We start from the raw sequence: 17,522 nt of genomic DNA, 5'->3' as shown, positions 1-17,522 counted from the left end.
AAGGCCTAGCGATAAGTGTCGGGCGTGCCTATCGTGAACGAATAGGTCAGCGGCTTGAGCTGGATCCGGTACGGCATATGCGCGCGGCCATCCAGGTTCCACCCGGTATCGCCGCCGACACCCGCCTGTGCCGCATCGACCAGAATGGTGCCGTTGCCGTGCGCGCGAATATCGGAGCTATGCGCCTGGCCGGGCGGCTTCGTCGCCAGATCGTCGTAGGGAAACGCCAGAGCATTGACCGAAAGCGGCTGGGCACCCGCAATGCGAAGTCCGGTCCTGGCACCGGTCAGTTCGATCCATCGCACGTCCGTCTTGTTGCCGGATTCCTGCGGTCGGGCATAGTCGTGGAACTGGTCCGCCAGCTTGCCCTGCCACTGCGCGATCAGACCAGCGGTCTTGCGGTCCGCATAAGTCTCCTGCGGCCCGCGTCCGAACCAGCGAACCTGATCGAGCATCGCGGGCGTCTCGAAGGCGAGGCCGACACGCAAGGGATCGGGGAGAGTGTCGCGCAGCGGCTCGAAGCGGACGGTCACGCCTACGGTGCCGTCCGCTGCCATGGTCCAGCGCGTCTCGGTCTTCACCGAGCCCACGCCCATGTCGTGGCGGACGACGATGGCGTCGCCTTCGCGGGAGACCGCCTCGACGCGGCGATGCTGCGAGAAGTGCTGCCACATGGCATGGCTTTTCGCTATGCCTGCCCCGACGTCGTTATCAGTGAGCGAACGCCAGAAATTCGGAGCGCCGCCAGTCAGTAGCAGCCTGCCGCCTCGTTGATATCGGGTAACGAGACCGGTCGCCCGATCGATCTCCAACTCGGCCTCTCCGGCTGCGAGCCGCAGGGCCGTTTCCGTCTCGCTCGGTGCGACCGCCCCGGCAGGCACGGATACCGCCGTCGGCGCCGTCAGCGCGAACTGCTCCCAGCCGACGACATGCCCGGCGGGCTGCGTGGGCACTGCTCCCGCCTTTGCGCGGGCACGCAGCACGAGGATGCGCTCCGCCGCCGGATCCTTCGCGGCCGGAACGGGGACGGCGAGCAAGGCGGAAGCGCCGGCTGCCACATCTGGCGATGCAATCACTCCGCGCGCAACGTCCTTGCCGTTCTCCATCACCGTCCAGTCGAGCGTGAAGCGCGAAAGGTCGATATGGTCGTGGCGATTGACCACACGGTAGCCGCCTGCATCCTGCGTAAAGGCGATGGGCGCCTGTACCTTGGCCAGTTCGTAGTATTCCGGGTCCGGCGTGCGATCGGCCTGGATGACGCCGTCTCCCACCGGACTGTCGTCGCCATGAAGGCCCGGCCCCTTCGGGTCGGGATCGTAGTCGAGGCCCTGCCCCCAGAACGGCCGGCCCTGCTTGTCCTTCAGCAGCATAGTCTGGTCCACCCAATCCCAGATGAAGCCGCCTTGCAGCTTGGGATAGCTGCGCATCGTCTGCCAGTATCCTTCGAGATCGCCGAGGCTGTTGCCCATGGCATGGGCATATTCGCAAAGGATCAGCGGCTGCGTGAAGGCGGGGTCCTTGGCATAGTCCACCATCTTGGGCACGTCGTCATACATCGGCGCGAAAATGTCGACGTAGCTGTTCACCGGGTGGCGCCAGTTGCTCATGCTCCAGCCCAGGAAGCTGATAAGGCGGCTCGGATCGTTCTCCTTGACCCACTTCGCCGCCGCTTCGAAATTCTCGCCGATGCCGGTCTCGTTGCCGAGCGACCAGAAGATGATCGACGGATGGTTGCGGTCGCGCCGCACCATGCGCTCGACGCGGTCGAGATGCGCCACCTTCCACTTGGGATCGTTGCCCAGCAGGATCTTCGGATCGTTACCGTGCTCCTGCGAAAGACTGAGGTAGCCGTGGCTCTCGATATTGGCCTCGTCCATGACGTAGAGGCCATATTCGTCAGCCAGATCGTACCAGCGCGGGTCGTTGGGATAGTGCGAGGTGCGCACGGCGTTGACGTTGGCCGCCTTCATCAGCTCGATGTCGCGGCGCATCGTCTGCTCGGAGACGATGCGGAACGTCCTGGGATCGTGCTCGTGCCGGTTGACGCCGCGGATCATCACCCGCTTGCCGTTCACGCGCACTTCGCCGCCAGCGATCTCGACGCTGCGGAAGCCGATGCGGCGGCTGGTCGCTTCCACCAGCTTGCCCTGGGCATCCAGCAGTTCGACCAGCAAAGTGTAAAGCTGCGGGTCTTCGGCGGACCATGTCCGCACCGCCGGCACGGCAGCGGCCAGCGACACGGCGCCGCCTTCCGCCGCACCCTCGCGCGTCAGGACCTTACGCCTCCCGTCGAGCAAGGTCGCGCGAACGCGCAGGGCGGCGAGCTGTCCGGCCAGATCCACCTTCACGTCCAGCTTGCCGTCGCGGTAGCCGTTCTCCAGGCCCGCATCTATCGTCAGGTCCCGGATGTGCGTGGCCGGAGCGGCATAGAGCGTGACGCTCCGCTCGAACCCGTTGACGCGCCAGAAGTCCTGGTCTTCCAGATAGCTGCCATCGGCGAAGCGGTAGAGTTCGATGGCAACGGTGTTCTTGCCGGGCCGAGCGTAGCGCGTCACGTCGAACTCGGCCGGGAGCTTGGAATCCTCCGAATAGCCCACGCGCTGGCCATTGATCCAGATGTAATAGGCCGCGCCCGCCGCGCCGACCGTCAGCAGCAGGCGCCGCCCCGACCAGGCGGCAGGAACCGTGAAGTCGCGGCGATAGGAGCCGACTTCGTTGAGGCTATGGTCGATCCATGGCTGGTTGCGCGGAAAAGGATAGCCGCTGCCGACGAAGACCGGCCGGCCGTGTCCCTCCGCCTGAAGGATGCCGGGCACTTTCATCGTGCCCCAGCCGCTCACATCGAAGTCCGGCTTGAAGAAGTCAGCAGGGCGGCTTTCCGGGGTGGCAGAATGCCGGAACTGCCAATCGCCATCCAGCGACAGGTGATAGCGGGATTTAGACACGTCACGCGCGAGGGCGCCGGCTCTGGTATCGAAGCCTTGGAAGGTCGCGTGCATCGTTTCCGCGCCCTGGCGGACGACTTCCGGTTGCTCCCATTCCGCAGGTGCGGTTTGTGCGCAGGCCGGTTGCACGACAAGCGCCGCCGCCGCGATCCCGCCGATCGCGCAACTATTCAGGAAATTCCGCAAGCACCTGCCCCTTTTTCGATACGCACCGTCGATGCTCCGATCAGGAGCCATCACGCCAATTCATATATCGTATACTGAGCAAGCGAGATTGCAAGATCCGGAGCGGTTGCGCGCTTCTAGAAAGGGATTTCCTTGCCTTCGTAGTCGAGCAGTTTGCCGCTGTCGGCAAGTTTCAGTTCCTCGATCACGTCGAGCAACTGCAAGGCCGCGCGTTCGGCGTCGAACAACTTGCCGGGCTGCACATTGCCCTGGAACGGTCGCGATAGCGCCGTATCCACCGTGCCCGGATGCAGCGCCACGACGATGGCGCGATCGTTGCGGCGGCGCTCCTCGATGGCGAGGTTGCGCACCAGCATGTTGAGCGCGGCCTTAGATGCGCGGTAGCCGTGCCAGCCGCCCAATCGATTGTCGCTGATCGAGCCGACCCGCGCCGACAGAGCCGCAAAGACCGGTCGTACCGGCCCCGCGCCGGGTATCGTCTTCGGCAGCAGCGGCAGGAAGTGTTTCGCGACCAGGGCCGGGCCGATGGCGTTTACGGCATAGAGCTGCGCCAGCCACGCGGGGTCCAGGTCGCGCAAGGCCTTCTCCGGGCCGTGATCGCCGCAATGCAGCAGCCCGGTGGCGACGATCACCAGGCTCGGCGGCGGCCCCTCGGCCACCCGCCCGGCGGCGGCGGCAATGCTCGCCTCGTCCAGCAGGTCGAGATGGCCGGCGCCGCTGTGCGACCGTGCGAACCCGTGGACGACTTCGAAAGCGCCCTCTTCGATCAGCGCCGCCTCGAAGGCCCCGCCGATCCCGCCGGACGCGCCGATGACGACCGCGGAGGTTCGAGGCGCCGCACTCACGACCGGGTGAACCGCCAGCGGTCCGCATCGCTTTCGGCCGCATCGAACCTGTAGCCGTCGCTGTCGAAGCCGCGCATCGCCTCTACGTCGGTGACGTGGTGCTCGCAAAGCCAGCGCGCCATCATCCCGCGTGCGCGCTTGGCGTTGAAGCTGACGAAACGCGGGCCGTTCGGACCGGGCTCGCGGAACTCCACCTCGATCACCCGCACGCCCGGCAGCTTGCCGGATACGGCTGCGTAATATTCCTGGCTGGCAAGGTTGAGCACTACGTTGGAGCCCTCTTCCTCAAGCTGCGACAGGAGGAACTGGGCGATGCGATTTCCCCACCAGTCGGTCAGGGACTTATGCCGGGGCGCCCAGCGCGTGCCCATCTCCAGACGGTAGGGACGGATCGCGTCCAGCGGGCGCAGCAGGCCGTAAAGGCCCGACAACATGCGGACATGGTCCTGCGCGAAGGCAACCCCCGCTTCGTCCAGGGTATGCGCTTCGAAGCCCGTGTAGACGTCTCCGGCAAAGGCGAACAGGGCCTGCCGCTCGGGCAGTTCCGCGAAGTCGCGAAAGCGATCGGCATTGAGCTTGGCAAGACGCGGAGAGATATGCATCAGCTCCGAAAGGCGCTTCTGCGTCAGGTTCGCGGCCGAGCGCGCCAGGCTGCCGGCTTCTTCCGCGAAATGCGGCGTGGTCACGGCAAGGGGCGGCAGGGCGCGCTCGAAATCGAGCGTCTTGGCGGGAGAGAGCAGAGCGATCATCGCTCGCCGGTAGCCGGGGCGGGCGGCGGCGTCAAACCGGCCCGGCGGGAGCATCCACGCCGGACCGGAACGGCTGTTTCAGCGCGGGCACTTGACCGGGTCGTTGCGCTTGCAGGCGGGATTTGCGCTTTCCCAGCGCGCTCGCGCCGCCTGGTAGTCCTGGACGGTAGCGTCGTGCTGGCGCACCGCTTCGGCATAGGCAGCCTGCTCGCGCTCCTGGCGAGCCGCTTCCGTAGCGATGGACGATTCGCGGGCGCGCTCGCGCGCGACATTATCCTCGACTTGCGCGCGAGCCGCTTGAGCCTGCTGCTCGTTCAGCGCCTTGCGCTTCGCTTCCGCATCGGTTTCGGCGCTGGCTTTCGCATCGCCGGGCAGCCCCATGTCCGCCACGCTCTGTGCCAGCACCGGAAGCGGCGCGCAGGCCAGTGCCAGGGCGAGCAGGGAAAGGTTGCGAGAACGGTTCATGGACGGGTTCCTTCGATCATCGCCAAGGCGCAGCCTCGTGGGCGCCTCGACTTACAGGGCAGTTTTGCCGAGGTCCAGAAACGGCCGACGTCTGGCCCGGTTCCTTTTAGGGCCAGTTCCTTCGGCACGACCTCGGCTTTATCCCCGCCGGGGTACCGTTTCGTCAGGCCGCAGGGTGAGCACGCGAACGCCGTTCCCCGTCACCGCAACGGTGTGCTCGAACTGCGCCGAGAGCTTGCCGTCCGCGGTGACCACCGTCCAGCCGTCGTCTTCGGTGTGCACCGCGCGGCGTCCGGCGTTGAGCATGGGCTCGATGGTGAACACCATGCCTTCCTCCAGCCGCAAGCCGGTTCCGGGCCTGCCGAAGTGCAGCACTTCCGGCTTCTCATGCATCTCCCGTCCGATGCCGTGCCCGCAATACTCGTGCACGACCGAGTAGCCGGCGCGCTTGGCATGGCGCTCGATCGCGTGGCCCACATCGCCGAGCCGAGCCCCCGGACGGACCTCCTGGATGCCTTTCCACATGGCTTCGTAAGTCGTGCGCACCAGCCGCCGCGCCGCCGGATGGACTTCGCCGACCAAGTAGGTCTTGCTCGAATCGGCGATGTACCCGTTCTTTTCGAGAGTGATGTCGAAGTTGACGATGTCGCCGCCGCGCAGCACGTCCGTCTCGGACGGCACGCCGTGGCAGACGACCTCGTTGCGCGAGCAGTTCAGGACATAGCCGTAGCCATACTGGCCCTTGCTCGCGGGCCGCGCCGCCAGCCTGTCGACGATGAAGGCTTCGACCAGGTCGTTTATCTCCATAGTCGAGCGCCCGGCGAGCACTTCACCATCGAGATGCGAGAAGACCGAAGCCAGCAGCCGCCCGGACTCGGCCATGAGTTCCACTTCCTCGGGCGACTTGATCATGCCGCGTCCATCCCGACGGGCTGGCTCCGGACATCCCCTGACCGGACATCCCCTGGATCTACGCCTGCCTCCTTCAACTCCCGGATCACGACCTGCTGGAACGTCAGTTCCGGGTTCATTTCGCATAGCATGCCGATCCGGATCCAGAATGCGGCCTGGGCATTGATCGAACGATAAGAGGCCTTGCTGGCCTTGCGGAGCTGATCGTGAAGCTCATCCTCGATGTTGACGATGCCCATCAGCCTACCTTCCATATACGAATCATATATGTTCCATAGTGCAGCGACAGGCGCCGGGCAAGCGGATCAGACCGTGCGTCGAAGCAGGTAGATGTCCATTATCCAGCCATGCTCCTCGCGAAGTTCGGCACGGCGCCGCTGGATTTGCGCCCCAACGTCAGCCAGATCGCCCGCGATCAGGCATTGCTGCGGCATGCCGAGATAAGCGCCCCACCAGATCGTCAGTCCCTCCGGCGGCAGCGCCGCGAAAGCGCAGGCCCCGTCCAACATGACGACCAGGGTTTCGGCGTCCTGCGGCCATCCCTCCTCTCGCAGGCGCCGCCCGGTCGTGATCGTTAGCGGGGCTGCCAGCGTGTTCAGTGCAATGCCGTGCGCGGCGGTCAGCACCTGGATGCTGGTGATCCCCGGCACGACATGGACCTTGAGGGCCCTGCCCTGACGCTGCAACCGCTCCGCGATCCGCAGCGTGCTGTCATAAAGCGATGGGTCGCCCCACACGAGCAGCGCCAGCACGCCGCCGTGGGGCAAATAGGCGTCGATCTGCGCGGACCAGACCTCGGCGATCGCCGCATGCCATTCCCCCACGCCGTCAAGATAGGGCGGCACCGTAGATCGCACCGGCAGATCGAACTCGACGACGCGCGTGTCCCCCGTCAGCACCTCGGCGCAGATCGCGCGGCGCAGATCGATCAGGTCGGACTTCGCCTCACCCTTGCGCGGCAGCAGGATCAGGTCCGCCGCGTTCATGGCGCGGATCGCCGCCAGGGTCAGGTGCTCGGGATTTCCAGTACCGATGCCGATCAGATGAAGATCGACGATCCCCGCCATCACTCATGCTCCCCGACGAACGGAGACGCTGCCGATTGCGGACGGAACCGGCGGTCGTAATCGGGCGCATAGAGGCTGCTTTCGGCCACCGTGTCTTCCGCGACCTCGAGAGCGCGGCCGACGAGGATCAACGCCGTCCGCTCCATGGTTCCGGCAACCGCCTGCTCGACGTCGTCCAGTCGTGCGCGGACGATCCGCTCGTCGTGCCAGCTTGCCCGCCAGACCACCGCGACGGGACAGTCGGGGCCATAGTGGGGCAGCAGGTCCGCAACGACCCGGGCCAGATTGTGGATCGAGAGGTGGATGGCCAATGTGCTGCCGGTCGCCGCGAAAGCCGCCAGGTTCTCCCCTTCCGGCATGGAACTGGCCCGCCCCGGCGTGCGCGTAAGGATCAGCGACTGCGCCAGCCGGGGCACCGTCAGTTCGGTCTCCAGCGCAGCAGCGGCGGCGGCGAAGGCGGGTACGCCGGGCGTTACGCTGACCGGAATGCCCAGCGCGCGCAGGCGCCGCAACTGCTCGCCCATGGCGGACCAGATCGACAGGTCTCCGGAATGGAGGCGCGCCACATCCTGCCCTTGACCGTGCGCCTCGAGGATAGTGGCGATAATCGCGTCGAGGTCCATCGGCGCCGTGTTCACGATGCGGGCGCCGGGCGGGCAATGGTCGAGCACGGCCGCGGGCACCAGCGAACCGGCATAAAGGCAGACCGGGCTGGATGCGATCAGGTCCCGTCCGCGCAAGGTCAGGAGATCGGGCGCGCCCGGACCGGCGCCGATGAAATGTACGGTCATGTCGAAACTCCCTGAGCAATGGCGCAAGTCGCCGTCCGGTCGGACGAGATATGGCGGAGGGCCAGCAACCTGGCTCCGGGACCGGCGGCGGCCAGAGCGGCGGCTTCGGCAACGCTCCCGCATCGGCGCGCGGCAAGGCTGGCGGGGGAGCGGGTAAGGGTTCGCTCCGCCTGCAGAGCCGTCGCGGCGACGGGAATGATGGGTACGCCGCGCTCCAGGGCCAGTTCGGTCAGCCTCGCGACTTTGTCCGCAGGCGCAGCGATCGCCTGGATCGGAGCGGTTTCGCGGCAGGCCCTTGCCAGCGCGTCACGCAATGACGCCGTGTCCGCATCCGCCCGAAAACCGAAGCCGGCGACGATCACAAGGTCACGCTCCATTGCACGATGGGATAGTGCGCCTTCCAGCCTCGCCGGGAGCCGAGCGGCGCCGCCTGGGCCAGTTCCACCCGCAGCAGGGTGCCGCCGATCTCGACATGGGCCTTCGCGAGCAGAGCCTCGGTCTCCAGTGTGACGGCGTGGGCGACGATGCGCGTGCCCGCCGAGAGGTGGCCCAGCCGCTCCAGCAGTGCCGCATCCAGCCCCCCGCCGACGAAGACCGCGTCCGGGGCCGGTCGGTTTTCCAAGGCTGCGGGGACCATGCCATCGACGACATGCAACCGGTCGGCGCCCAACGCGGCGGCATTGGCGCGGGCCCGGGCCGCGCGCACCGGATCGCCTTCAAAGGCGACGGCGCGCATGTCGCGGTGGGCCAGAAGCCACTCGATGGCGATCGATCCCGAACCCGTGCCGATATCCCAGAGCAGCTCTCCCGGTCGCGGCGCCAGGGCGGACAGCGCGAGCGCGCGGACCGGCCGCTTGGTGATCTGGCCGTCGCTGTCGAACCAGCGATCGTCGCGCCCCGATGCGCAAGTCACGACCTCGCCCTCTCCGCCGCAGGACAGGCCGACGGCAACGGGATGTGCGACATCCTCGAGATCGAAGCTAAAGGCACTGGCGATCCGCACGCGTTCGCGCGGCCCGCCCAGGGCTTCGAGCACCGTGAGCGTCGAGGCCCCGAAGCCCTCCCCCGTTACGTAATGCGCCAAAGCCTGGACCGCCGCTCCATCGCGCAGCAGCACCAATGCCCGCTGCCCCGGAGCGAGATGGGGCCGCAGGTGCGCGAGGGGCGCCGCATGAAGACCGAGACACAGCGTGGTTTCGACCGGCCAGCCCAGTCGGGCAGCGGCCAGCGCGAAAGTGGAAGGCGCCGGATGAGCGATCCATTCGGCAGGGTCGAGCCCCCCGGTCACGACCGATCCCGCGCCGAACCAGAAAGGATCGCCCGAGGCCAGCATGACCACCTTGCGGCCCTTCAGCGCCATGAGTTCCGCCACGCCGCTGCCGAACGGGACTGGCCATGTCCGGGTTTCGGCACTAAGCGCCGGCAGCAGGCCGAGGTGGCGGGCGGCCCCCGTTACGACTTGGGCTTCCGCCAAAGCGCTGCGGGCGGCTTCGGAAAGCCCGGCGATACCGTCCTCGCCGATGCCGACGATCGTGAGCCATGGGTCTCGAGGAGCTTCAGACATGATCCGCATCCTGATCCTGGGCGGCACGACCGAAGCGAGCGCCCTCGCCCGCGCAGTCGCCGAACGCAGGATCGCCGCGACGCTCAGCTATGCAGGCCGCGTCGCCAGCCCGCGGCAGCAGCCGGTCCCGATCCGCATCGGCGGCTTCGGCGGCAGTACCGGACTGGCGCGGTACATGCGCGAGAATGCCGTCACGCATCTGGTGGACGCCACCCATCCCTTCGCTGCGAGGATGAGTGCTCACGCGGTCGCCGCTGCCCAGTCTGCGAAAATTCCGCTGGTGGCCCTCACGCGGGCGCCCTGGGAACCGGTCTCGGGGGACCGCTGGCACCGGGTGCCCGACGTCGCCGCTGCCGTGGAAAGCCTGGCCGGAAAGCCCCGCCGCGTGATGCTTGCGCTCGGCCGCATGCATGTAGAGGCTTTCGCGGCCCAGCCGCAGCACCGCTACCTCCTGCGCTTCGTGGACGCGCCGGAGCGGGCGCCCGTGCTGCCCGACCACCATCTGGTCGTGGACCGCGGCCCTTTCACCCCCGACGGCGACCGGCGGCTCTTGCAGGAGCACGGGATCGACCTCGTGATATGCAAGAACGCCGGCGGATCGGGCGCTTCTGCCAAGCTCGTCGCGGCGCGCGAACTCGGCGTGCAGGTGACGATGATCGACCGCCCCGCGATACCCCCACGCCGCGAAGTGGACAGCGTGGAAGCCGTGCTCGACTGGCTTGCTCATTCCGACCACCGGGGCGTGTAGAGGATCGGCCCGCGATCCCGCATGATCAGGCGAGTCTGGCTGGACCCCAGGATGACCATCGTGCGCATGTCCGCCATTTCCGGTCGCGCATCCGCGAGCCGCACGATCTTCAGGTCCTCTTCCGGCGTGAAGACCGCGCGGGCGAACAGGATCGGCCGCTCCGGCCCGCAAACCTCCCGCAAGATCTCCAGAACCCGCGCGAAACCGTGTGGCCGCGCTTTGGAGCGGGGATTGTAGAAGGCCATGGCGAAGTCCGCCTCTGCCGCCAGCCGCAACCGTCGCTCGATCAGCGACCAGGGCTTGAGATTGTCCGAAAGGTTGATGGCGCAGAAGTCGTGGCCCAGCGGCGCTCCGGCCCGCGCGCTCGCAGCTAGCATCGCGGTGATCCCCGGCAGGACGCGTATATCGAGTTCACGCCAGGGCGAAGGCCCATTTTCCCAAGCCTCGAACAGCGCGGCGGCCATGGCGAAGACACCCGGATCTCCGGAAGAGACGACCACCACCTTGCGCCCCTCGGCCGCGAGCGACAGGGCAAGAGCGGCCCGCTCCAGTTCGACGCGGTTGTCGCTGGCGTGCAGGCGAAGGTTCTCGCGCGGCGCCACGCGGGCGACGTAAGGCCCGTAGCCGACGATGTCCGTCGCTTCCTCCAGCGCCGCCGCGACGTCCGGCGTGACGAGCCCGGCGCTTCCGGGACCCAGCCCGGCGACGGCGACCCAGCCGCTCAAGGCCTGCGCCCCTGGCCATGGATCAGCAGAATCGAGAAGTAAGGCGTCACCCCTTCGGCTTCTCCCAGAGGCGTCACCCGCTGCTCGGCCATAGCGGCATGCTCCACCAGCCAGGCTTCGCTCTCCCGCCCGGCGGCAAGAACGGCGCGGCGCAGCTTGGCGAGGTTGCGCCCGATCTTCATCACCACCAGCGCATCGGTGTCGCGAATGCGCCGGGTCAATTCTTCCTCGGGCAAAGTCGCGGTGAGGATGGTCAGGACATCGTCTCCCCAGGTCATCGGCGCGCCGCAGGCCGTCCAGGCGCCCGACATTCCGGTGATCCCCGGCACGACCCCGACCGGAACCGAACCCGCGAGGCGCGTGTAGATATGCATGAACGAGCCGTAGAAGAACGGGTCGCCCTCGCAGAGCACCACCACATCCTCGCCCGCACGCGCAAGGCCGACGAGATGCTCCGTCGCGCTTGCATAGAACCGTGAAAGAGAGGCATTGTAGCGCGGGTCTGCAAAGGGGATCTCGGTCGTGACCGGATACTCCATCGCATATTCCACCACGTCTTCGCGCAACATCCCCTCGACGATCCGCCGTGCCTGCCCCGGACGCCCTGCCTTGCGGAAATAGGCGAGGTGCCGGGCGCCGCGCACCAGGCGGTCGGCACGGACGCTCAGGAGATCCTGAGCGCCGGGGCCAAGCCCCACGCCGTGAACGGTGCCCATCTGTATCATTCCGCGCTGCTCGCGATGGCGTTGACGGCGGCCACGGTGATGGCGCTGCCGCCGAGCCGCCCTTCGACGACGCAGCAGGGCACCGGCTGGACCTGCCACAAGGCTGCCTTGGACTCGGCAGCGCCGACGAAGCCCACCGGGCAACCGATGATCGCCGCAGGACGCGGACAGCCGGGCTGCTCCAGCATGTCGAGCAGATGGAACAGAGCCGTGGGCGCATTGCCGATGGCCACCAGCGCACCGGCGAGATGCGGTCGCCAGAGTTCCAGCGCTGCCGCCGAGCGGGTATTGCCCACCTCTTGCGCCAGATCGGGCACCTTGGGATCGTGAAGCGTGCAGATGACGGCGTTCTCGGCAGGGAGCCGCGCGCGGGTCACACCTTCGCTGACCATGCGGGCGTCGCACAGGATCGGCGCGCCCGCCTCCAGCGCCGCGATGGCGGCACGTGCGAAGCCGGGCGAAAAACGGATGTCGCGGGCAAGATCGACCAGGCCCGCCGCATGGATCATGCGCACCGCGATGCGCTCTTCCTCGGCGGGGAAGGCCGCAAGATCGGCTTCGGCGCGGATGGTGGCAAAGGATTGCCGATAGATGGCCGCGCCATCCTTTTCGTAGAGGTAGGCCATCAGGAAGCTCCGAAATGAGCGATAAGCTGTTCTGCAGAAAGGCCGCGGTGCGCGGGCGGATCTCCCGCGCGGGCGCCGAAAGCGAGATCGAATGCGCCGTCGCGGCCGGTCAGGGTGACATCGCTCGGACGGGATCGGGCGCAGCCCTTCGCGCAGCCGGAAACATGAAGGCGTCCCGAGATGTGCGGCGCCAGGCGGGCCGCCAGCTCTCGCGTCTCGACGCTGGAACTGGGGCAATCCGGCGCGCCGGGGCAGCCGTCGGTGCGTAGAAGAGGATCGTCCGTCCCAAGCAGGAATCCCGCTACCGGCGGAGCCACGCTGCTTTCGGGATGAATGCGCCGCCAGGGCGTGATCCGCAAGGCTGCCGCGCCGGTTACATCCATCAGCTCTACCAAAGACGTGGCCGCGATCCGTCCGAACGGCACGCCGTAACCCGGATCGCATCGAAGCGAAGTTCGCACCGGGCGGCTCTTTCCCATCGCCCAGGCGGGAAGCGGCGCCAAGTGCCGCGACGCCCGCCCGGCAGCGATCCCCCCGGATTCGATGAACCACCGAGCAAGGTCGAGCACCCGATCGGCGGCCTCTTCCGCGTGGACGGCCACCCCGCTTTCGCGTCCGTCGAGGCGGATCAGCAAGCCGCCGCCTTCCGCCCGCTCGATGCGGAAATCGGCCGGACAAGCCGTGAGCACCGCCGACGCCCCCGTGTCGACTGCCAGGCCCATCTTGCCGGGCAAGCGGGGGAGTTCGCTCAGCCGCGCCAGCAACGCCTCGGCTATCCGCGCGGTCTCGTCACCCGGCTTCCAGCCGGGCGCCACCAGGACGTTGCGGCGCCCTTCCGCTTCGGGATCCTCGTCCACCAAGCCGTTGTCGACAAGCGCGGCGAGCAGTTCGCGCCAGCCTCCCTCCCGGACGCCCCGGATCTGAAGGTTGGCGCGGTTGGTGAGGTCGAGCGCACCGCTGCCGAAACGTCCGGCGAGATCGGCCAGCGCTTCGACCTGGGGCCGGGTCAGGCGAGCGAAGCGCGGTTTCACCCGGACGATCAGTCCGTCCCCCGCCATCATCGGACGCCAGGCATCGGGGCACCAGCCGCGCCGGCCGAACGCCGTCATCGGCGGCCTCGGCACCGGACCGCCGGAGGACCGGACAGGCTTCGACGTGACGCACATGGCATCATCCCCTCGCGCGCAGCGACGAAGACCGGGGCTTGCCGACAGGCGTCGGTCCACGCGCAAGGACGGGCGGGCGCGTGAACGCCCATCCTGCGCGCCGGTGCAGCCCCAGCCGCACGGCTTCGTCGCTCACGCGGAGTACCGAGCCATGGCCTATCCCTGGGCCAGGGCAAGAGCGACCGATGCGCCGGCAGGTCTCCTGGCTTGCGGGTCGAAGCGCGATGCTCGGCCTTCCCGGTCTCTCGCGCCCTTTTGCGCGCAGTCCAGTGGCCGGCTTCCGCGAGGGAAGCCCCGGCATCTTGCTCACCGCTTACAGTTGCAGGGACAGCCTCGGCTTCGGGCGGATCGCTCCACCTTCACCGCGTTCCCTTTTAAGCCTCATGACAAGGCACCGGCGCGATCCTGGACGACCTTCGAAAAGGCGCGTCCATGCGGAACCGCTAGCCTCAAGCGGTGCATTTCGCAAGCCGCATCCCGCTCGCCCGAACCGGCATCGCCTCCGCATTCGCCTATCCCCGGGTCTCAGCCTCCCGGCCCGCTTGCCCTCACTCCTCAGGATCATTGACCGGGCTCGTGCGTTGGCTACCGGCGAGAGGAGACGATTATGCACCGCCGGACCGCCGCAAACCTGCCACGGCCAATCTAGATGGCATCGCTGCATTGGCCTGCCCGTCTGATCGTCGTGCGCCACGGCCAGAGTGCCGGCAACGTCGCGCGCGATCTGGCGCACGAGGCGAACGAGAACCGTATCGCCCTGTCCTCGCGCGATGCGGACGTACCCCTTAGCGACCTCGGCCGCGAACAGGCTGCGGCGCTGGGCGGCTGGTTCGCGCAGCAACCGCCGGAGCAGCGTCCCGACGTCCTGCTGTCCTCTCCCTACTTGCGCGCCTGCCAGACGGCGGAGATCTTCCGCGATCATGGCGGCAGCGCGCCCGACGCCCCGATCTGCTTCGACGAGCGGCTGCGGGAGAAGGAGTTCGGCATCCTGGACGGACTGACGACGAAAGGCATTCTCGCGGTCCATCCCGAACAGGCCGAGTTCCGGCGCCTGCTGGGCAAGTTCTACCACCGCCCGCCGGGGGGAGAAAGCTGGTGCGACGTGATCCTGCGGCTCCGGTCGGTCATGGATACCATCTCCTTGCACTACGCCGGACGGCGGGTGATGATCTTCTCCCACCAGGTCGTGGTCCTGTGCATGCGCTACATCGTCGAGACCCTGGGCGAGCGCGAGATCCTGGATATCGACGCTGCCGGCGACGTCGCCAATTGCGCCGTTACCGAATACCGCTTCGATCCCAGCGAGGGGAAGACGGGCGGCCTGGTGCTTCACCGCTACAACGCGACGGCGCCGCTCGAGGCGCAGGCCACGCCGGTGACCAAGGCGCCCGACCTGATCGCCGGAGCGCGCGGGTGACGGCGCGGATCGACCGATCGTGGCTGGAAGCCCATCCCCTGCCCTCGCTTGACGATGCGCAGGACAAGGACGGACGGGGACGCGTACTGGTGGTCGGCGGCGCGGAGTTCGTCCCTGGGGCCTTGCGCCTGACCGGGGAAGCTGCCTTGCGGGCCGGCGCAGGCAAACTGCAATTAGCCACCGTAGGCTCGACCGCAACCGCGCTCGGCGTGCTGGTGCCGGAGGCGGCGATGATCGCCCTGCCCGCCGACGAGAACGGCGAGATAGCGCTCGAAGCGGCCGATATCCTCGTGGAGCGCATCCGTCGCTGCGACACCCTGGTGCTGGGCCCGGGCATGACGGCGGGCGAGCGTACCGACGTGCTGGTCGCGCGGCTGCTGGCCGAGCCGGACGCCGCGCGCAGCATCGTGCTGGATGCCGCCGCGCTCACCTCGGCCCGCGACCTCGCGGCGCAAGTGGCGCGGCACGATGGGCGCGTCGTGCTGACCCCGCACCACGGCGAAATGGCCCGGCTGGCAGGCCTGGATATCGGCCAGGTAAAAGCCGACCCGGAGGGCGTGGCAAGGGAAATGGCACGGCGCTATCGCTGCGTGATCCTGCTGAAGGGAGGCTCCACCGTCCTGGCGACGCCCGAGGGCGGCCTCCATCGTTTCGAAGCCGGATGCATCGGCCTCGCCACCAGCGGCTCGGGCGATGTTCTGGCCGGAATACTCGGCGGGCTTTGCGCAAGAGGTGCCCGACCCGCAACGGCTGCCGGTTGGGCCTGCTGGCTACACGGAAGCGCCGGCCGCATCCTTTCGGAGCGGATCGGCACCGTGGGCTTTCTGGCCCGCGACCTCCTAGAACTGATCCCGCAACTGCTTCACGGCAAGATGCGGACGCCCTAAGGCGCGCGGACAACTTCGGACGGTCTGGAAGCGCCCCTAACCGGTTGTTCTATCTACCGTTGCGTTGACAAGGTTTTCAGCCGGCGCTGAGGTTCGCAGTAAGCCCGTGAACGCCAAGCTCCGTAAGGCTGTCTTGACACGGCGATAGAGCCAGCGGAACTTCCAGCCATGTTTACGCAACTACTAATCGCGCTCGCTCAAGCAGTCACTTCCGCGCCGGCATCGCCAAGCGACATCATCGTGATTGGTCGCCGGGCCGAACAGGCGCTTGCGCTGTGTCTATCCCGCAATTGTTCTCCTGCCGAGGAGGTCGAAGCATCGCTCCAGGCCTCAGTCGAGCAGTTCGCCGATGGCCGGTATCGCGACGCGCGTACTACGCTTCAAAGTGCTATCCGCCGCAATCGCGATCATGCTGGTGAGCTCCCCGGGCCCGTGTCCAGTCTTTATGCCACCTTGGCCACCGTCGCGGAGCATGAGGGCGACACCGGCCTTTGGCTTTCCTCCGCCCGGAACAACGTGCTGGTGCTGCGCCGTTATCTTGGGGAGGCTCACAGTGCAACGCTCAAGCAGGAATTCGCCTTTGCCGACAGCATGGTGGGATTGGGCAGGCCGAACGATGCGGATGCGATTTATCGCAAGGTCCAGCAGGTGGCAGCACAGCATGGCCTGAACAAGCTGGAGTCTGGTGCGGTCTTTCGTCGAGCCTGGGTGGCCCTGATTTCCGGGCGCGACAAGGAAGCCCTCCGTCTAGCGGACGAATCGGTCGTAATAGCTGGCGAGAACGACCGCCTGATGGTGGAGTTGCGGGATATTGTGCGCATGCAGATCGCGGTTCGTCGTGGTAACGAGGATGCAGTGGACGCACTGGCGACACGACTACGTCAATCAGCAACCCAGGCACCAAGATTGCTGTTTGCTCCCGCAGTCGAGGATATCAACCCTGTACGTTCGAGCCTCCAACGGCAACCGAAGCATGACTCAGGCGTTCGGTTTGCAGATGTCGGTTACTGGGTCCGGCCGGATGGAAGAACTGCAGAGGCCGAAGTGTTGCGCACCTCTGGGCTTGGTCAATGGGAACCTGGCATCCTCCGGCAGGTCCAAGCACGCCGCTACATACCGTTGGAGGTGGAGCCGGGACACCCGGGGGTCTATCGGATCGATCGCTTTACGGTTCGGGGAAACATGGGTGTTCCAACGGGCAGTCGCATTCGTCAGCGAATGGGCAATCTAAGCGTTCATGTTGTAGACCTAACTGAAACCGATGAAATGAGTGCTGCACGGCACCAACGCGCCGAAGAGGCTAAGGCGAAAGATGGTGCATAAGCGCCTGTCGACCTACTGCTCCTGTATCTCGCGCCGCGCCTACCGAACGACTGCAAACCACCCATCCCGCCCATTCGGCGCGCCAAACTTGTCTACGCTGCCTTAGGCGCCAGTTCATCGCAGCGCCCTGTCTTTCAGGCCTCCGCTTGCGGCTCAAGGATAGGTGAGCCGAGGAAAGAATCCGCCCGCCCCTCAGGCAGCAAGTCCAGCAATCCCCAGAACGGATCGATCGCGTCGAGCGCGCGGTGGTGCTAATCCGGCTCCTCGGGCGCAGTCCCGTTCGTCCTCATGGCCTCGCTCGGCCCGCATGGCGGCGGCCAAGGCCGGGGGTACTTCCGAAATAATCCGCCGTGTAGCTATTGCCGTCCTCCTCGCGGTGGA

At 67.0% G+C, this 17,522-nt stretch carries 18 protein-coding genes and 1 riboswitch; of the genes, 4 read left to right on the top strand and 14 right to left on the bottom strand.

Annotation, left to right across the window (positions count from 1 at the left end; all coding sequences use genetic code 11):
• Positions 1 to 5: 5 nt before the first annotated feature.
• From L284_RS25350 to cbiE, 10 genes are all read right to left on the bottom strand, one after another.
• Complete coding sequence (locus L284_RS25350; protein WP_021232050.1) at positions 6 to 3,131, bottom strand: glycoside hydrolase family 2 TIM barrel-domain containing protein; 3,126 nt, start codon at positions 3,129 to 3,131, stop codon at positions 6 to 8.
• A gap of 116 nt (positions 3,132 to 3,247) precedes the next feature.
• Positions 3,248 to 3,976 carry an SDR family NAD(P)-dependent oxidoreductase gene (locus tag L284_RS25345; RefSeq protein ID WP_021232049.1) on the bottom strand — a complete coding sequence of 243 codons (729 nt, stop codon included), beginning with the start codon at positions 3,974 to 3,976 and terminating at the stop codon, positions 3,248 to 3,250.
• Positions 3,973 to 4,725 (bottom strand): peroxide stress protein YaaA, encoded by a 753-nt coding sequence (yaaA, locus tag L284_RS25340; protein WP_021232048.1) that lies wholly within the window; start codon positions 4,723 to 4,725, stop codon positions 3,973 to 3,975. The genes L284_RS25345 and yaaA overlap by 4 nt, the downstream gene beginning before the upstream one ends.
• A gap of 78 nt (positions 4,726 to 4,803) precedes the next feature.
• The gene (locus tag L284_RS25335) at positions 4,804 to 5,190 is read right to left on the bottom strand and encodes a hypothetical protein (RefSeq protein ID WP_021232047.1); all 387 of its coding nucleotides are present in this window, start codon (positions 5,188 to 5,190) and stop codon (positions 4,804 to 4,806) included.
• A 138-nt stretch (positions 5,191 to 5,328) separates the two neighbouring features.
• Complete coding sequence (gene map, locus L284_RS25330) at positions 5,329 to 6,102, bottom strand: type I methionyl aminopeptidase (protein WP_021232046.1); 774 nt, start codon at positions 6,100 to 6,102, stop codon at positions 5,329 to 5,331.
• The gene (locus L284_RS25325) at positions 6,099 to 6,341 is read right to left on the bottom strand and encodes a TA system antitoxin ParD family protein (protein ID WP_021232045.1); all 243 of its coding nucleotides are present in this window, start codon (positions 6,339 to 6,341) and stop codon (positions 6,099 to 6,101) included. The genes map and L284_RS25325 overlap by 4 nt, the downstream gene beginning before the upstream one ends.
• Before the next feature lie 66 nt (positions 6,342 to 6,407).
• Positions 6,408 to 7,160 (bottom strand): precorrin-6A synthase (deacetylating), encoded by a 753-nt coding sequence (gene cobF, locus L284_RS25320; protein ID WP_031341255.1) that lies wholly within the window; start codon positions 7,158 to 7,160, stop codon positions 6,408 to 6,410.
• Between the two features lie 8 nt (positions 7,161 to 7,168).
• On the bottom strand, positions 7,169 to 7,960 hold the full coding sequence (gene cobM, locus L284_RS25315; protein ID WP_021232043.1) for a precorrin-4 C(11)-methyltransferase: 792 nt from the start codon (positions 7,958 to 7,960) through the stop codon (positions 7,169 to 7,171).
• A complete protein-coding gene (locus tag L284_RS25310) occupies positions 7,957 to 8,322 on the bottom strand; it encodes a cobalamin biosynthesis protein (RefSeq protein WP_021232042.1) in 366 nt (121 codons plus the stop codon). Before L284_RS25310 ends, cobM begins: the two co-directional genes overlap by 4 nt.
• Positions 8,319 to 9,524, bottom strand: a complete 1,206-nt coding sequence (cbiE, locus tag L284_RS25305; protein WP_021232041.1) for a precorrin-6y C5,15-methyltransferase (decarboxylating) subunit CbiE — start codon at positions 9,522 to 9,524, stop codon at positions 8,319 to 8,321. Before cbiE ends, L284_RS25310 begins: the two co-directional genes overlap by 4 nt.
• On the opposite strand from cbiE, the gene L284_RS25300 reads away from it, so the two are divergent.
• Positions 9,523 to 10,272 (top strand): cobalt-precorrin-6A reductase, encoded by a 750-nt coding sequence (locus tag L284_RS25300; RefSeq protein WP_021232040.1) that lies wholly within the window; start codon positions 9,523 to 9,525, stop codon positions 10,270 to 10,272. The genes cbiE and L284_RS25300 overlap by 2 nt on opposite strands.
• Here the strand turns inward: L284_RS25300 and cobJ are convergent.
• The 4 genes from cobJ to L284_RS25280 are packed head-to-tail and all read right to left on the bottom strand — an operon-like array spanning position 10,248 to position 13,457.
• Positions 10,248 to 10,997 (bottom strand): precorrin-3B C(17)-methyltransferase, encoded by a 750-nt coding sequence (gene cobJ, locus L284_RS25295; RefSeq protein ID WP_021232039.1) that lies wholly within the window; start codon positions 10,995 to 10,997, stop codon positions 10,248 to 10,250. The genes L284_RS25300 and cobJ overlap by 25 nt on opposite strands.
• The gene (gene cobI / locus L284_RS25290; RefSeq protein ID WP_021232038.1) at positions 10,994 to 11,722 is read right to left on the bottom strand and encodes a precorrin-2 C(20)-methyltransferase; all 729 of its coding nucleotides are present in this window, start codon (positions 11,720 to 11,722) and stop codon (positions 10,994 to 10,996) included. The genes cobJ and cobI overlap by 4 nt, the downstream gene beginning before the upstream one ends.
• A complete protein-coding gene (locus tag L284_RS25285; RefSeq protein WP_021232037.1) occupies positions 11,719 to 12,348 on the bottom strand; it encodes a precorrin-8X methylmutase in 630 nt (209 codons plus the stop codon). Before L284_RS25285 ends, cobI begins: the two co-directional genes overlap by 4 nt.
• On the bottom strand, positions 12,348 to 13,457 hold the full coding sequence (locus L284_RS25280; protein ID WP_021232036.1) for a hypothetical protein: 1,110 nt from the start codon (positions 13,455 to 13,457) through the stop codon (positions 12,348 to 12,350). The genes L284_RS25285 and L284_RS25280 overlap by 1 nt, the downstream gene beginning before the upstream one ends.
• A gap of 232 nt (positions 13,458 to 13,689) precedes the next feature.
• Positions 13,690 to 13,928: riboswitch (cobalamin riboswitch) on the bottom strand.
• A gap of 235 nt (positions 13,929 to 14,163) precedes the next feature.
• Here L284_RS25280 and L284_RS25275 point away from each other — a divergent pair.
• From L284_RS25275 to L284_RS25265, 3 genes are all read left to right on the top strand, one after another.
• Positions 14,164 to 14,931, top strand: coding sequence for a histidine phosphatase family protein (locus L284_RS25275; protein ID WP_021232035.1), 768 nt, complete (start codon positions 14,164 to 14,166; stop codon positions 14,929 to 14,931).
• Positions 14,928 to 15,818: an NAD(P)H-hydrate dehydratase gene (locus L284_RS25270; RefSeq protein ID WP_021232034.1), complete on the top strand. Its 891-nt coding sequence runs from the start codon at positions 14,928 to 14,930 to the stop codon at positions 15,816 to 15,818. Before L284_RS25275 ends, L284_RS25270 begins: the two co-directional genes overlap by 4 nt.
• A 168-nt stretch (positions 15,819 to 15,986) precedes the next feature.
• Positions 15,987 to 17,141, top strand: coding sequence for a tetratricopeptide repeat protein (locus tag L284_RS25265; RefSeq protein ID WP_021232033.1), 1,155 nt, complete (start codon positions 15,987 to 15,989; stop codon positions 17,139 to 17,141).
• Positions 17,142 to 17,522 lie beyond the last annotated feature (381 nt).

This window comes from Novosphingobium lindaniclasticum LE124 (assembly GCF_000445125.1).
GTDB lineage: Bacteria > Pseudomonadota > Alphaproteobacteria > Sphingomonadales > Sphingomonadaceae > Novosphingobium > Novosphingobium lindaniclasticum.
Note: the sequence above shows the minus strand (reverse complement) of the source record. Positions and strands in the feature narration are given on the sequence as shown.